This window comes from Pseudomonas sp. AC211, assembly GCF_979258055.1.
Map to the genome: position 1 here is coordinate 1,925,880 of NZ_OZ409830.1, position 14,210 is coordinate 1,940,089.

At 61.0% G+C, this 14,210-nt stretch carries 15 protein-coding genes and 1 pseudogene; 6 read left to right on the forward strand and 10 right to left on the reverse strand.

Translation table 11 applies throughout. The features are described 5' to 3' along the window. Positions 1 to 49 precede the first annotated feature (49 nt). From infA to trxB, 4 genes are all read right to left on the reverse strand, one after another. On the reverse strand, positions 50 to 268 hold the full coding sequence (gene infA, locus ACZZZP_RS09260) for a translation initiation factor IF-1 (RefSeq protein ID WP_002553999.1): 219 nt from the start codon (positions 266 to 268) through the stop codon (positions 50 to 52). A gap of 100 nt (positions 269 to 368) precedes the next feature. Next, positions 369 to 1,076 carry an arginyltransferase gene (locus tag ACZZZP_RS09265; RefSeq protein WP_122498071.1) on the reverse strand — a complete coding sequence of 236 codons (708 nt, stop codon included), beginning with the start codon at positions 1,074 to 1,076 and terminating at the stop codon, positions 369 to 371. Between the two features lie 54 nt (positions 1,077 to 1,130). Then, positions 1,131 to 1,811: a leucyl/phenylalanyl-tRNA--protein transferase gene (gene aat, locus ACZZZP_RS09270; protein WP_463382493.1), complete on the reverse strand. Its 681-nt coding sequence runs from the start codon at positions 1,809 to 1,811 to the stop codon at positions 1,131 to 1,133. A 55-nt stretch (positions 1,812 to 1,866) separates the two neighbouring features. After that, entirely contained in the window at positions 1,867 to 2,814 is a 948-nt protein-coding gene (gene trxB, locus ACZZZP_RS09275) for a thioredoxin-disulfide reductase (RefSeq protein ID WP_122453209.1), read from the reverse strand. Positions 2,815 to 3,036: 222 nt separating this feature from the next. On the opposite strand from trxB, the gene ftsK reads away from it, so the two are divergent. From ftsK to cysG, 6 genes are read left to right on the forward strand one after another with little or no spacing between them, the layout of a single operon-like run. Beyond that, positions 3,037 to 5,448: a DNA translocase FtsK gene (gene ftsK, locus ACZZZP_RS09280; RefSeq protein ID WP_463382494.1), complete on the forward strand. Its 2,412-nt coding sequence runs from the start codon at positions 3,037 to 3,039 to the stop codon at positions 5,446 to 5,448. Between the two features lie 43 nt (positions 5,449 to 5,491). Beyond that, positions 5,492 to 6,118, forward strand: a complete 627-nt coding sequence (gene lolA / locus ACZZZP_RS09285) for an outer membrane lipoprotein periplasmic chaperone LolA (protein WP_463382495.1) — start codon at positions 5,492 to 5,494, stop codon at positions 6,116 to 6,118. Between the two features lie 36 nt (positions 6,119 to 6,154). Then, a complete protein-coding gene (locus tag ACZZZP_RS09290; protein ID WP_463382496.1) occupies positions 6,155 to 7,480 on the forward strand; it encodes a replication-associated recombination protein A in 1,326 nt (441 codons plus the stop codon). Beyond that, complete coding sequence (gene crcB / locus ACZZZP_RS09295; protein WP_463382497.1) at positions 7,477 to 7,851, forward strand: fluoride efflux transporter CrcB; 375 nt, start codon at positions 7,477 to 7,479, stop codon at positions 7,849 to 7,851. Before ACZZZP_RS09290 ends, crcB begins: the two co-directional genes overlap by 4 nt. 15 nt (positions 7,852 to 7,866) lie before the next feature. After that, positions 7,867 to 9,147 carry a serine--tRNA ligase gene (gene serS, locus ACZZZP_RS09300; protein ID WP_122453205.1) on the forward strand — a complete coding sequence of 427 codons (1,281 nt, stop codon included), beginning with the start codon at positions 7,867 to 7,869 and terminating at the stop codon, positions 9,145 to 9,147. Beyond that, complete coding sequence (cysG, locus tag ACZZZP_RS09305; protein WP_463382498.1) at positions 9,148 to 10,542, forward strand: siroheme synthase CysG; 1,395 nt, start codon at positions 9,148 to 9,150, stop codon at positions 10,540 to 10,542. Between the two features lie 184 nt (positions 10,543 to 10,726). On the opposite strand, the gene ACZZZP_RS09310 is transcribed toward cysG, so the two are convergent. From ACZZZP_RS09310 to tusD, 6 genes and pseudogenes are all read right to left on the reverse strand, one after another. Further along, positions 10,727 to 11,701 (reverse strand): glutathione S-transferase family protein, encoded by a 975-nt coding sequence (locus ACZZZP_RS09310; RefSeq protein ID WP_463382499.1) that lies wholly within the window; start codon positions 11,699 to 11,701, stop codon positions 10,727 to 10,729. A gap of 88 nt (positions 11,702 to 11,789) precedes the next feature. Continuing rightward, positions 11,790 to 12,788 (reverse strand): glycosyl transferase family protein, encoded by a 999-nt coding sequence (locus ACZZZP_RS09315; protein ID WP_463382500.1) that lies wholly within the window; start codon positions 12,786 to 12,788, stop codon positions 11,790 to 11,792. After that, positions 12,785 to 13,120: a TusE/DsrC/DsvC family sulfur relay protein gene (locus ACZZZP_RS09320; protein WP_122498089.1), complete on the reverse strand. Its 336-nt coding sequence runs from the start codon at positions 13,118 to 13,120 to the stop codon at positions 12,785 to 12,787. The genes ACZZZP_RS09315 and ACZZZP_RS09320 overlap by 4 nt, the downstream gene beginning before the upstream one ends. Next, complete coding sequence (gene tusB, locus ACZZZP_RS09325) at positions 13,117 to 13,416, reverse strand: sulfurtransferase complex subunit TusB (RefSeq protein ID WP_122498091.1); 300 nt, start codon at positions 13,414 to 13,416, stop codon at positions 13,117 to 13,119. The genes ACZZZP_RS09320 and tusB overlap by 4 nt, the downstream gene beginning before the upstream one ends. Then, positions 13,416 to 13,775: a sulfurtransferase complex subunit TusC gene (gene tusC, locus ACZZZP_RS09330; protein ID WP_463382501.1), complete on the reverse strand. Its 360-nt coding sequence runs from the start codon at positions 13,773 to 13,775 to the stop codon at positions 13,416 to 13,418. Before tusC ends, tusB begins: the two co-directional genes overlap by 1 nt. A gap of 1 nt (position 13,776) precedes the next feature. Continuing rightward, positions 13,777 to 14,170: pseudogene (tusD, locus tag ACZZZP_RS09335) on the reverse strand (sulfurtransferase complex subunit TusD). Between the last annotated feature and the right edge of the window lie 40 nt (positions 14,171 to 14,210).

Sequence of the window (14,210 nt, forward strand, 5' to 3'; positions counted from 1 at the left end):
GCACCAACAAAAATGCCCAGCAGTTGCTGGGCATTTTTATTTAACTGGCTTAGCGCGCGCGGTAAGTAATGCGGCCCTTGCTCAGGTCGTACGGCGTCAACTCAACACGTACTTTGTCACCGGTAAGAATACGAATGTAGTTCTTGCGCATCTTTCCGGAGATATGCGCGGTTACGACGTGCCCATTTTCCAACTCCACGCGAAACATGGTGTTAGGTAGGGTGTCGACGACAGTGCCTTCCATTTCGAAGCTGTCTTCTTTCGACATGCAGTAAAGCCCTCGGTTACCAATGAATGGCCCGGTGCAACTGGCGCCAGGCAAAAGCGGCGTGCATTGTGCCCGAAAACAGGGCCCGTCGCCAAGGTATTCAGGTGAGGGTTATCCAGCGTTGATTGACGAACAGCTCAATGGGGCGGTATTGGGTCTTGTAATTCATCTTCCGGCAGCTCTTGATCCAGTAACCCAAATACACCGCATGCAGCCCGATACGGCGGGTTTCGGCGATCTGCCAAAGGATGGCGAAGCGCCCGAGGCTGCGGCGTTCTTCGGTGGGGTCGTAGAAGGTGTAAACCGCTGAAAGGCCGTTCGGCAACACGTCGGTGACCGCGATAGCGACCAGCCGGCCGTCCAGGCGGAACTCATAGAAGCGCGAGAAGGGCAGGTCGCGCACAAGGAAGGTCGTGAATTGGTCGCGGTTCGGCGGATACATGTCGCCGTCCGAATGGCGCTGTTCGATGTATCGGGCGTATAGCGCGTAATACTCTTCATTGAAGTTCGGCCGAACGGCGCGCACCTGCAGATTTTCATTACGTTTGAGAATGCGCCGTTGCTGGCGGGTCGGCTGGAAAAGGGCGGCGGGAATGCGCGCCGGAACGCACGCGGTGCAGCCTTGGCAGTGCGGGCGATACAGGTGATCGCCGCTGCGGCGAAAACCCATTTCCGAAAGCTCGGCGTACACATCCACATCCATGGGCTGGCTGGGATCGAGGAACAGCGTGGTGGCTTGTTCTTCGGGCAGGTAGCTGCAGGGATGCGGTTGAGTGGCATAGAACTTAAGGCGCGCCAGCTCGGTCATGATCAACACTCTTGAGAGCCTGGGGTTAAGTGTATGCCAGGGTTTCGGACTCGACTAGGCGACCCAGTCGGCTGTGGTCGGCTGATCCAAATGACGCTTCAGAAAATCGGCAAATTCGGCCCGCGCAATGGGTCGCGCACCGAAGCTATGCAAGTGTTGGGTGGGCATCTGGCAGTCGATCAAAACAAAACCCCAGGCTTTGAGATGTTCGACCAGCGTGGCAAAGCCGACTTTCGAGGCGTTATCCGCATGGCTGAACATCGACTCCCCGAAAAACAGCTGCCCCATTGCCAGCCCATACAGCCCGCCGACCAGTTTGCCGTCGTCCCGCACTTCCACCGAATGGGCGAAACCCTGCTGATGAAGCTTCAGGTAGGCCGCTTGCATGGCATCGGTAATCCAGGTGCCATCGGCGTAACTGCGCGGGCCAGCGCAGGCGCTGATGACGGCAGCGAAGTCTTTATCAAAGGTCACCTGATAGCGGCCCTGACGCATCACCTTGGCCAGGCTGCGCGACACGTGCAATTCGCTAGGAAACAAAACGGTGCGTGGGTCGGGCGACCACCACAAAATTGGTTGTCCCTCGGCGAACCAGGGAAAGCAGCCGTGCCGGTAGGCGGCGACCAAACGTTCGGCACTGAGATCTCCCCCGGCAGCCAATAAGCCTTCAGGGTCGCGCAGCGCTTTTTCCAGCGGTGGGAATTCGTAGGTGTTTCGTTGCAGCCAAGTGAGCATGGTCAGGCCCGGCCGGGGGAGAGGAGGGCGGACCAAAGGGCCCGCCGCTTAACGCTTACAAGTCCAGATATTTCTCGGCATCGAGGGCGGCCATGCAGCCTGCGCCGGCCGACGTGATGGCTTGGCGGTACACGTGGTCTGCCACATCACCGGCGGCGAATACGCCTTCGATGTTCGTAGCGGTGACGTTCCCTTCGCTGCCGCCTTTGATCAGCAAGTAGCCGTCACGCATATCCAACTGGCCGGTGAACAGGTCGGTGTTCGGCTTATGGCCGATGGCGATAAATACGCCAGCCAGCGCCAGTTCCGAGGTTTCGCCAGTGTGGCTGTCGCGCAGGCGCACGCCCGTCACGCCTTTGTTGTCGCCCAGCACTTCGTCCAAATTCTGGTTCCAGTGCAGGCGCATGTTGCCGTTGGCGGCTTTGTCGAAGAGTTTGTCTTGAAGAATCTTCTCGGCGCGCAGCTTGTCGCGGCGGTGGATCAAGTGCACTTCTTTAGCGATGTTCGACAGATACAGCGCTTCTTCCACGGCGGTGTTGCCGCCGCCAACAACCGCGACCACCTGGTTGCGGTAGAAGAATCCGTCGCAGGTCGCGCAAGCCGAAACGCCCTGGCCGGCGAACGCTTCTTCAGACGGCAGGCCCAAGTACTGAGCCGAGGCGCCGGTGGCAATAATCAGTGCGTCGCAAGTGTAAGTGCCGCTGTCGCCTTTGAGCGTGAATGGCTTGCTCTGCAACTCGGCGGTATGGATGTGGTCGTAGACAATCTCGGTGTCGAAGCGCTCGGCGTGTTTCTGCATGCGCTCCATCAAGGCCGGACCTGTCAGGCCTTCGACGTCGCCGGGCCAGTTGTCCACTTCAACGGTGGTCGTCAGTTGGCCGCCGGGTTGAATACCAGTGATGACCAAAGGTTTGAGGTTGGCGCGCGCGGCGTACACGGCAGCGCTGTAACCGGCAGGGCCGGAGCCCAGGATGATCAGCCGCGAATGCTTGACTTCACTCATAAAAAGACCCCATAAGCCTTTGTCACAAAAGAGAATGCGTGCTCCAATTGGGCCGCACGAAAGATGCTGGCGGCTATGCTACACCGAAGCAGCAGAGCCCCGCAAAACGCGCCAGAGGCAAGGCCGGGCGCGTGGCAAGAAGCGGGTAAATCCGTACAATGGCCGAGTTTTCGCCGCCAATCGTTTAGTTGGACGCGCCACAAGCGCAGGAAAAGACGCGTTTTGAAGAATTCCACCACCACCGCTCAAGCACCCGTCTGGCGTCAGCAATTGCACTACCGACTCAAGGAAGGTGCGCTGATCGCCCTCGGTGCGCTCTGCCTCTATCTGTGGATGGCACTGCTCACCTACGACCAGAACGATCCGGGCTGGACCCACACCAGCAACGTGGTGCAAGTGCAGAACGCCGCCGGCCGCGCCGGCGCCTGGTTCGCCGACATCCTGTTCATGGCCCTCGGCTATTTCGCTTATCTGTTCCCCGGTCTGCTGGTGATCAAAACCGTGCAGGTGTTCCGCAACCGCCACGAGCCGTGGCAGTGGAATGGCTGGTTGTTCTCCTGGCGCCTGATCGGCCTGGTGTTCCTCATTCTTTCTGGCGCGGCCCTGGCCTACATTCACTTCCATTCCGGTTCTTCCATGCCCGCGTCGGCTGGCGGCGCGCTGGGTGAAAGCCTTGGCCGCCTCGCTGTCGTCGCCCTGAACGTGCAGGGCAGCACCTTGCTGTTTATCGCCTTGTTCCTGTTCGGCCTGACCGTATTCAGCGACCTGTCGTGGTTCAAGGTGATGGACGTCACCGGCAAAATTACCCTTGATCTGTTCGAGCTGATCAACAGCCTGATCACCAATTGGTGGAATTCGCGCGTCGAGCGCAAGCAATTGGTGGCCCAGCTTCGCGAGGTCGATGACCGCGTCAGCGAGGTGGCCGCGCCCGTGGTTCATGACCGCCGCGAGCAAGCGAAGGTCAAGGAACGCATCATCGAGCGCGATGAAGCCTTGAGCAAACACATGACCGAGCGCGAAACCCGTCCCGCGCCGGTTATCACGCCGCCTGCTGCGCCGAAAGCCGCCGAGTCGAGCAAGCGTGTGCAGAAGGAAAAGCAGGTTTCGCTGTTCGTCGACAGCGCCGTGGAAGGCACCTTGCCGCCCATTTCCATCCTCGACCCGGCAGAGAAAAAGCAGAAAAAGTTCTCGCCGGAATCGCTGGAAGCCATGTCGCGACTGCTCGAAATCAAGCTCAAGGAGTTTGGTGTCGAAGTGGTCGTGGAGTCCGTGCATCCGGGTCCGGTGATTACCCGTTTCGAAATCCAGCCGGCTGCCGGTATCAAGGTCAGCCGTATTTCCGGCCTGGCCCGTGACCTGGCCCGTTCGCTGGCCGTGATGAGCGTGCGGGTGGTGGAAGTCATTCCCGGCAAAACCACTGTCGGCATCGAGATTCCCAACGAAGACCGCCAGATCGTGCGCTTCTCCGAGGTGCTGTCTTCGCCTGAGTACGACGACGCCAAGTCACCCGTTACCTTGGCGCTGGGCCACGACATTGGCGGCCGTCCGGTGATTACCGACCTGGCGCGCATGCCGCACTTGCTGGTTGCCGGTACCACCGGTTCGGGTAAGTCGGTGGGCGTGAACGCCATGATCCTGTCGATTCTGTTCAAGTCCGGCCCGGAAGATGCCCGACTGATCATGATCGACCCGAAAATGCTTGAGCTGTCGATCTACGAAGGCATTCCGCACCTGCTGTGCCCAGTGGTCACCGACATGAAGGAAGCGGCCAACGCCTTGCGTTGGAGCGTTGCCGAGATGGAGCGCCGCTACAAGCTGATGTCCAAGCTGGGCGTGCGTAACCTCGCGGGCTTCAACCGCAAAGTGAAAGACGCCGAAGAAGCCGGCGAGCCGATTCCGGACCCGCTGTACAAGCGTGAAAACATCCACGACGAAGCGCCGCTGTTGAAAACCTTGCCGACCATCGTGGTGGTGGTCGACGAATTCGCCGACATGATGATGATCGTCGGCAAGAAGGTTGAAGAGCTGATCGCCCGTATCGCGCAGAAAGCCCGTGCGGCGGGTATTCACCTGATTCTCGCTACTCAGCGTCCGTCGGTGGATGTGATCACCGGTCTGATTAAGGCAAACATCCCGACGCGCATGGCGTTTCAGGTGTCGAGCAAAATCGACTCACGAACCATCCTCGACCAAGGCGGCGCCGAACAACTGCTGGGCCACGGTGACATGCTCTACCTGCCGCCCGGCACCGGGCTGCCAATTCGCGTGCACGGCGCGTTCGTATCCGATGAAGAAGTTCACCGCGTGGTGGAAGCCTGGAAACTGCGTGGCGCCCCGGATTACATCGACGACATTCTTAATGGCGTGGAAGAGGCCGGCAGCGGCTTCGACGGCGGCAGTGGCGGCGGTGGTGAAGGCGGCGAAGGCAGTGAAGACGATCCGCTCTACGACGAAGCCGTTCGGTTTGTCACCGAAAGCCGCCGCGCCTCGATTTCTGCGGTGCAACGTAAGCTGAAAATCGGCTACAACCGCGCTGCCCGTATGGTCGAAGCCATGGAAATGGCCGGCGTGGTAACCGCCATGAACACCAATGGCTCGCGTGACGTAATTGCCCCGGCGCCGATTCGCGACTGACGCGCCCGTTTCCCTATTTGTGTGACCAATGACGAGGATTTACATGCGCCTGATCCGCTTGCTGTTGCTGGCTGCCCTGGCTGTCGCCGCGATTCCCGCGTATGCCGACGACGAAGCCGCCGTGCAAAAGCTGACTCAATTGCTTAACCAGGCCCAAACCATCACCGCGCGCTTTTCCCAGCTGACCCTTGATGGCGGCGGCACTCAGCTGCAGGAAACGGCCGGCGAACTGGCGCTTAAACGCCCCGGCCTGTTCCGCTGGCACACCGACGAGCCACAGGAACAACTGCTGGTGTCGAACGCTGAAAAAGTCTGGCTGTACGATCCAGACCTGCAACAAGTCACGATTCAAAAGCTCGACCAGCGCCTGACCCACACGCCCGCCTTGTTGCTCTCGGGCGATGTGTCTGAAATTCGTCAGAACTTCGACATCAGCTTTAAAGAAGCCGGCGACGTGGTGGATTTCACCCTCAAGCCGAAGGCCAAAGACACGCTGTTCGACAGCCTGCGCTTGTCGTTCCGCAAAGGCGTGATCAACGATATGCAGCTGATCGACAGCGTCGGCCAGCGCACCAATATCCTGTTCCTGAGCGTGAAAATGAATCCGGTCGTCGACGCCAAGCAGTTCACCTTTGAAGTGCCGGCCGGCGCCGATGTGATTCAGGAATAACTGCGGTTCACCCCTAACGAGACGCTGCGCCCCGCCATGGATCTGTTCCGCAATACCCCCGTCGCTCAACCCCTGGCTGCCCGTTTACGCGCAGCCAGCCTGGACGAGTACGTCGGTCAGGAGCATTTGCTGGCGCGTGGCAAGCCGTTGCGCGAAGCGCTGGAGCAGGGCGCGCTGCATTCGATGATTTTCTGGGGCCCGCCCGGCGTGGGGAAAACCACCTTGGCGCGGCTGTTGGCGCAGGTCTCGGATGCGCATTTCGAGACCATTTCCGCCGTGCTCTCGGGCGTTAAGGAAATTCGCCAGGCGGTGGAAGTCGCCCAGCAGCACGCCGCGCAATATGGCCGCCGCACCATTCTGTTTGTTGACGAAGTGCATCGCTTCAACAAGTCGCAGCAGGATGCGTTTCTGCCCTATGTCGAAGACGGCACGCTAATCTTTATCGGCGCCACCACGGAAAACCCTTCGTTTGAACTGAACAACGCCTTGCTCTCGCGGGCGCGTGTTTATGTGCTGAAGAGCCTCGACGAAGAAGCCCTGCGCAAATTGGTTCACCGCGCCCTGACCGATCCTAAAGGGCTCGGTGATCGCCACCTGAACTTGCCGGACGAAAGCTTCAAAATCCTGCTCGCCGCCGCCGATGGTGACGGCCGGCGCCTGCTGAATTTCCTCGAAAACGCGGCCGACCTGGCGGAAGACAACGGCGAGTTGAGCGTCGACTTGCTGCAAAATCTGCTGGGCGACAGCCGTCGTCGTTTCGACAAAGGCGGCGAAGCGTTCTACGACCAGATTTCCGCACTGCACAAATCGGTGCGCGGCTCCAGTCCGGACGGCGCCTTGTACTGGTTCGCGCGCATGCTCGATGGCGGTTGCGATCCGCTGTACATCGCCCGGCGCGTGGTGCGAATGGCCAGCGAAGACATCGGCAACGCCGACCCCCGTGCGCTGACCCTGTGCCTGAACGCCTGGGATGTTCAAGAGCGCCTCGGCAGCCCCGAAGGTGAACTGGCCGTGGCGCAGGCCATTGTCTACCTGGCCTGCGCGCCGAAAAGTAACGCGGTGTACAACGCCTTCAAAATGGCCATGCGCGACGCGGCGGAGCAGGGCTCGCAAGAAGTCCCGCTGCACCTGCGCAACGCACCGACCAAGCTGATGAAAGAACTGGGTTACGGCGACGAGTACCGCTACGCCCACGACGAGCCCGAGGCCTACGCCGCTGGCGAAGATTACTTCCCCGACGCGCTCGAGCCGCGCCGCTACTACCAGCCGGTGCCGCGTGGCCTCGAACTGAAAATTGGCGAAAAGCTCAAGCACCTGGCGGCGCAAGACCAAGCCAGTCCTCGGCAGCGGAGAAAATCATGATCCGTCTGATTTTGGCGGTGGCCGTAGGCGGCGCCGCCGGCACGCTGTTGCGTTTTGCCACTGGCAGCTGGATTGCGGCAAATTGGCCGCAGCATTTCAGCCTCGGTACGTTTCTGGTCAACATCGTTGGCTGCCTGCTTATTGGCCTGCTGTATGGTTTCTTTTTGCTCCGCCCGGAACTGCCGATAGAATTGCGCGCAGGTCTGATCGTCGGCTTCCTTGGGGGCCTGACGACGTTTTCTTCCTTTTCCCTCGACACACTGCGCCTGCTTGAAAATGGGCAATTGCCGCTGGCCCTGGGCTACGCGGCGCTCAGTGTGTTCGGCGGCTTGCTTGCCACCTGGGTGGGCTTGTCCCTGACCAAACTCTGATGATGAGAGACAACCATGCTTGATCCGAAACTGATCCGTAGCGAACTGCACGCCATCGCCGAGCGCCTCGCCACCCGTGGCTTCCAGCTGGATGTCTCACGCATCGAGGCCCTCGAAGCGCAGCGCAAAACCGTGCAGAGCAGCACTGAGCAGTTGCAGGCCGAGCGCAACGCCCGTTCAAAATCCATCGGTCAGGCCAAAGCCCGGGGCGAAGACATCGCGCCACTGATGGCCGACGTCGATCGTATGGCCGCCGAGCTGAGCGCCGGCAAAATCGAACTGGACAAGATTCAGGCCGATCTAGATGCCATCTTGCTGGGCATTCCCAACCTGCCCCACGAATCGGTGCCGGTGGGTAAAGATGAAGACGACAACGTCGAAGTGCGCAGTTGGGGCACGCCGACCACCTTCGATTTCGAAATCAAAGACCACGTCGCCCTGGGCGAATTGCATGGTTGGCTGGACTTCGAACGCGCGGCCAAACTGTCCGGCGCGCGTTTCGCCTTGCTGCGCGGCCCTATCGCCCGCCTGCACCGCGCCCTGGCGCAATTTATGATCAACCTGCACACCGGCGAGCACGGGTACGAAGAGGCGTATACACCTTACCTGGTGCAGGCGCCTGCTTTGCAGGGCACGGGCCAGTTGCCGAAATTCGAAGAAGACCTGTTCAAAATCAGCCGTGAAGGCGAGGCCGATCTGTACCTGATTCCGACGGCCGAGGTGTCGCTGACCAACATCGTCAACGGCGAAATTCTCGACGCCAAGCAGCTGCCATTGAAGTTCGTCGCCCACACGCCGTGCTTCCGTAGCGAGGCCGGTGCTTCGGGCCGTGATACCCGCGGCATGATCCGCCAGCACCAGTTCGACAAAGTCGAGATGGTGCAAATCGTCGAGCCAAGCACCTCGAACGCGGCGCTGGAAGAACTCACCGGCAACGCCGAGAAAGTGCTGCAACTGCTGGGCTTGCCGTACCGCGTTCTGGCGCTGTGCACCGGCGACATGGGCTTTGGCGCGGTGAAAACCTACGACCTAGAAGTGTGGGTGCCAAGCCAGGACAAATTCCGCGAAATTTCTTCGTGCTCCAACTGCGGCGACTTCCAGGCGCGCCGTATGCAAGCCCGCTGGCGCAACCCGGAAACCGGCAAGCCGGAGCTGGTGCACACCTTGAACGGCTCGGGCCTGGCGGTCGGTCGCACCTTGGTGGCTGTGCTGGAGAACTACCAGCAGGCCGACGGCTCCATTCGCGTACCGGACGTGCTCAAACCTTACATGGGCGGCATCGAGGTGATCGGCTAAATGGAATTTCTGCCGCTGTTTCATAACCTGCGCGGGCAACGCGTGCTGGTGGTTGGCGGCGGCGAAATCGCCTTGCGCAAATCCCGTCTGGTGGCCGACACCGGCGCCGTGTTGCGCGTGGTCGCGCCGTACATCGACAGTCATCTGGCAGCGCTGGTGGCATCCAGTGGTGGCGAGCAGTTGCTGCGAGGCTACGAAGCGGCTGACATGAACGGCTGCACGCTGGTGATTGCCGCCACGGACGACGAGCCGCTTAACGCCCAGGTGTCGCAAGACGCCCGCGCGCGCGGCATGCCGGTCAATGTGGTGGATTCTCCGGCACTGTGCAGCGTGATCTTTCCCGCTATTGTCGACCGATCGCCGTTGCTGGTGGCAGTGTCTAGCGGCGGCGATGCGCCGGTGCTGGCACGGCTGATCCGCGCCAAGCTGGAAACCTGGATTCCCGCCGCCTACGGCCAACTGGCCGGCCTGGCGGCACGCTTTCGCGCGCAAGTGCGCGAACGCTTTCCCGATTTGCAGCAACGCCGTGTGTTCTGGGAAGAGGTGTTCCAGGGCCCGATAGCCGAACGCATGTTGGCCGGGCAGGGCAGCGAAGCCGAAGCACTGCTGCAATCGCGACTGGATGGCGAGACGGGCACGGTGAAAGGCGAGGTTTATCTCGTTGGCGCCGGGCCGGGCGATCCCGACCTGCTGACCTTTCGCGCGCTGCGACTGATGCAGCAAGCCGACGTCGTGTTGTATGACCGCCTGGTAGCGCCCGCCATTGTCGAGCTGTGCCGTCGCGACGCTGAGCGCATCTACGTCGGCAAACAGCGCGCCGAGCATGCGGTGCCGCAGGAACAGCTCAATCAGCAACTGGTGACGTTGGCCAAACAAGGTAAACGCGTGCTGCGCCTCAAGGGTGGCGACCCGTTTATTTTCGGTCGCGGTGGCGAGGAAATCGAAGAGTTGGCGGCCCATGGCATTCCGTTCCAGGTGGTGCCGGGCATTACTGCGGCGAGCGGCTGCGCTGCCTACGCCGGCATCCCGCTGACCCACCGCGACTATGCGCAGTCTGTGCGTTTCGTGACCGGCCATTTGAAAGACGGCAGCACCGATTTGCCCTGGTCCGACCTCGTCGCGCCTGGGCAAACGCTGGTGTTCTACATGGGGTTAGTGGGCTTGCCGTCCATTTGCGAGCAGCTTGTGCTTCATGGTCGTAGCAGCGACACCCCAGCCGCGCTGATTCAGCAAGGCACCACCCAGAACCAGCGCGTTTTCACCGGCACCCTGGGCAACTTGCCGCAACTGGTGGCCGAGCACGAAGTGCATGCGCCGACGCTGGTGATCGTCGGTGAGGTGGTGACGTTGCGGGACAAGTTGGCGTGGTTTGAAGGCGCGCAGTCCCAAGTCTGAAGCCAGCCCTGCGGACTGAAATCCAAAAGCATCGCGGCTAAAGCCGCTCCCACAGAGGTGCGAACGCCTGGCTCCTGTAGGAGAGGCTTTAGCCTCGATTTCCCGGAAAAGGAGCTCTCCGGATAATGGCGCGGTTGCAGCATCGAGGCTAAAGCCGCTCCTACAGACAGCGGGTGCAAACGGTCTAGAACCGCTCCCGATCATGCGCCCGCATGAAATTCTGTTGCGGCCCTTTGGGCACGATGCCCGTCGGGTTGATGGTCAGGTGACTCGCGTAGTAGTGGTGCTTGATGTGCTCGAAATCCACGGTCTGCGCCACGCCCGGCCACTGATACAGCTCGCGCAGCCAGTTGGACAGGTTCGGGTAATCCTCAATGCGCTTGAGGTTGCACTTGAAGTGGCCGTGGTACACCGCGTCGAAGCGAATCAGCGTGGTGAACAGCCGCCAGTCTGCCTCGGTGATTTGCTCGCCGGTCAGGTAGCGTTTCTCGCTCAGCAGGGTTTCCAGCGATTCCAGCGTGGCGAACAGGCCGTCGAAGGCTTCTTCGTAGGCTTGCTGCGTGGTGGCAAAGCCGGCGCGGTAAACGCCGTTATTCACATTGGGATAGATGAGCTCGTTCAGCGCATCAATCTCGCTGCGCAGGGCTTCGGGGTAGAAATCCAGTTCGTTGCCGGTCAGCCCGTTAAAGGCTGAGTTGAACATGCGGATGATTTCCGACGATTCATTGCTGACGATGCGCTTGAGCTTCTTGTCCCACAGTACGGGCACCGTCACGCGGCCGGTGTAGTGGGCGTCGTCGGCGATGTAGCGCTGGTACATGAGGCTTAGGTCGTCCAGTGCATCGCCGCTGGAGCCGTGGGTGGTGTCGAAGGTCCAGCCGTTTTCACGCATCAGCCAGCTGACCACGGAAACGTCGATGAGATCTTCCAGGCCTTTCAGCGCGCGGAAAATCAGGGTGCGGTGGGCCCAAGGGCAGGCCAGGGACACGTACAAATGGTAGCGACCGGCTTCGGCTTTAAAGCCACCTTCGCCGCTGGGGCCGGCTTCGCCGGTCGCGGTCACCCAGTTGCGGCGCTGGGCGTTTTCACGCTTGAAGCGGCCGCCGTCCTCGGTGTTGTACCACTGGTCTTGCCATTGGCCGTCGACTAACAAACCCATCATCAAATCCTCAGCTATTTTGCGTTGGAGCTGAGTCTATTCCGATCAGTTCGAACGAATAGCGCAAAAGTCGCCTGGGAATGATCGACTAAATCGATTTGTTGCGCTTCTGCCAGAAGATTTCGGCTTTAGCGAATGCTTCGTCACGTGGCGTATTCAGCCCACGTAGCGCCAACGCCATGGTCGCCATGACGGCTAGCCGGCCGTAATTGTCTTCAACTTCGCCTCGCCAGAAGGCGGCCAAATGTTCCGGATCCAAACGCTCGGGTTTGACGTGGCGCTGGGGCGACAACGGCGGCCATTCTTCATCCCAACTGCTGCCGCCCTCGGTGCCGTAAAGGTGCGACGTGGCGTCGGGGTTCATCTCGATTTCGCCGCCGTCGCCCTTGATCACGATGGCTTTGTCGCCCAGCAATTGGCTGGCGTCGCGATGCGCGGCCTGATAGCCCGGATGGAAAATACTCTGCAGGCCGCAGCGGGCGTTGAGCGGGTTTAGCACGCGGGCTAGGGAGTGGATGGGCGAGCGCAAGCCGAGGGTGTTGCGCAGGTCGATCATGCGTTGCAGTTGCGGCATCCAGTCTTGCAGCGGGAAGAAGGCGAGGTTGTGCTGAGCCAGGGCCTGTTCGGTCGCTGCCCAGTCGCGGCACAAGGTGATGCCGAGTACGTCGAGCACTTGTTCGCTGTACATGCGGCCGGCCGTGTGAGCGCCGCCACCATGCATCAGGATGCGCACGCCGTTGTTGGCCAGGCATTTGGCGGCGAGCAAGTACCACGGCAAATGGCGCTTTTTGCCGGCGTAGGAAGGCCAGTCGAGGTCAACCTGAATGGCCGGGGCGTTCAGCCGCGCGCGTACGGCCTGGGTAAAGCCGGCCAATTCCTCCGGGCCTTCCTCCTTGTGGCGCATCAGCATCAGAAACGCACCGAGCTGGGTGTCTTCGACCTTGCCGTCGAGGAGCATGCCCATGGCCTCGCGGGCTTCTTCCTGGGTCATGTTGCGCGCGCCGCGCTTGCCCTTGCCGAGAATGCGCACGTAGTGGGCGAACGGGTGCTCGGCGGGGGTTACGAGGGTCAGCGGTTGGGCGGTCATAGGCAATTCGTCGGCTTCGGCAGGCCCGCCAGTTTGGCGGCGAGTTTGGCTGGAGTGCCTTTGAACAGGCGATTGAGGTGCAGGCTGTTGCCCTTGTCGGCGCCCAGCTTCAAGGCGGCAAATTTGATCAGCGGCCGCGTTGCCGGCGACAGCTGAAATTCGGCATAGAAGTCACGTAGCAGATTCAACACTTCCCAGTGCTCGGGGCTCAGGGCGATGTCTTCCTGTGCGGCCAGCGCTTCGGCGGCGGCAGGTGACCAATCATGGTGGTTCGCCAGGTAGCCGTCTTTGTCGAGGGCGATGGCGCAGTCTTCAACGATCAGTTCGTTCATAGCCAGGTGTTGACCTTGGCGAAGGCGGTGCAGCATTCGACGAAGCCGGGGTAGTCGAGCGCTTTTACGCGCGGCGGCAGGGCAAGGTGGCGGGCGTGCAAATCTTCCTCCAGCGCGTAAAGCGAAATGCTCTCGGGCATCAGGCTTAGTGCCTGCCATTGCGCCGTGTCGGGCTGCAACGCGTAGGTGGCATCGCCAGTGAGTAAAACGCCGTCGCCAGGACCGAGCAGACGCAGGCAACTGACCAGGCGGGAGTCGCTGAAGGGCGAGTGAGAGAGCATGTGCAGGGTGGCCATTAGAGCGTGATCACCTGGTCGTGTTGGGCGATTAGAACGGTGAGGGCGCTGTCGTCTAGCGCTTCCACTGCGGGGCTCAACGGTTGGCCGCTCAGGCCGCGCTCGTCGAGGCTGCGGGTGGACGCGTACAAAGCGTCGACACCAAACAAGGGCAGCGCTTGCAGGTTGGCGGTGAGGTCTTTTTGTTGCACCGCAACGGCCTGCTGAGCGGATTGCAGCTGGAACACGCCATCGTCGAGAAACAGCAGGCTGATGGGCAAATCGAACGCGCCGCCCGCCAGGGCAATGTCCAACGCTTCACGCGCACCGGGGCCGGACCACGGGGCCTGGCGGCAAATAATCAGCAAAGACTTGGACACTTCACGGCCCTCCGAAGCAGACGAGGCGGTCAGCGAGTTGCGCCGCTTCATGCAACTGGCCCAGGCCGGAAAGCTCCCACGGCTTGGCCAGGCTGGCGGCGCTGCGTTCGCTAGCGTTGGGCTTCTTCTTCGTTCAACACGCCGCGGCGCAGGGCGGCGGCGATGCACACCACGCCGTCGAGGGTGTGGGTGGCAATGAAGGTTGACCAGGCGGCAGCGGTGTCCAGTTCGTCCTGCGGGGAAACCGGCGTGGCGGCGGCGCTGTAGACACCGTCCTGATAAAAGAACACCCGCACAATCTCGTGACCGCCGGCCAGCACCGCCTCGGCGAAACGCAAAGCGCGTCGTGATGAGGGCGCGTGGGGCGCAGAGAACAGGGCGATAGCGAATTTCATGGCGCTGACCGATCAGAAAAAACAGGCGGAATAATACGGC

Excerpts from the sequence above, each read along its gene's own strand:
- ACZZZP_RS09320 (WP_122498089.1), bottom strand. The coding sequence starts at position 13,120 with ATGAACGAACTGATCGTTGAAGACTGCGCCATCGCCCTCGACAAAGAC.
- trxB (WP_122453209.1), bottom strand. The coding sequence starts at position 2,814 with ATGAGTGAAGTCAAGCATTCGCGGCTGATCATCCTGGGCTCCGGCCCT.
- ACZZZP_RS09315 (WP_463382500.1), bottom strand. The coding sequence starts at position 12,788 with ATGACCGCCCAACCGCTGACCCTCGTAACCCCCGCCGAGCACCCGTTC.
- tusB (WP_122498091.1), bottom strand. The coding sequence starts at position 13,416 with ATGGCCACCCTGCACATGCTCTCTCACTCGCCCTTCAGCGACTCCCGC.
- serS (WP_122453205.1), top strand. The coding sequence starts at position 7,867 with ATGCTTGATCCGAAACTGATCCGTAGCGAACTGCACGCCATCGCCGAG.
- aat (WP_463382493.1), bottom strand. The coding sequence starts at position 1,811 with ATGCTCACTTGGCTGCAACGAAACACCTACGAATTCCCACCGCTGGAA.
- lolA (WP_463382495.1), top strand. The coding sequence starts at position 5,492 with ATGCGCCTGATCCGCTTGCTGTTGCTGGCTGCCCTGGCTGTCGCCGCG.
- infA (WP_002553999.1), bottom strand. The coding sequence starts at position 268 with ATGTCGAAAGAAGACAGCTTCGAAATGGAAGGCACTGTCGTCGACACC.
- ACZZZP_RS09310 (WP_463382499.1), bottom strand. The coding sequence starts at position 11,701 with ATGGGTTTGTTAGTCGACGGCCAATGGCAAGACCAGTGGTACAACACC.
- ACZZZP_RS09265 (WP_122498071.1), bottom strand. The coding sequence starts at position 1,076 with ATGACCGAGCTGGCGCGCCTTAAGTTCTATGCCACTCAACCGCATCCC.
- ACZZZP_RS09290 (WP_463382496.1), top strand. The coding sequence starts at position 6,155 with ATGGATCTGTTCCGCAATACCCCCGTCGCTCAACCCCTGGCTGCCCGT.
- cysG (WP_463382498.1), top strand. The coding sequence starts at position 9,148 with ATGGAATTTCTGCCGCTGTTTCATAACCTGCGCGGGCAACGCGTGCTG.
- crcB (WP_463382497.1), top strand. The coding sequence starts at position 7,477 with ATGATCCGTCTGATTTTGGCGGTGGCCGTAGGCGGCGCCGCCGGCACG.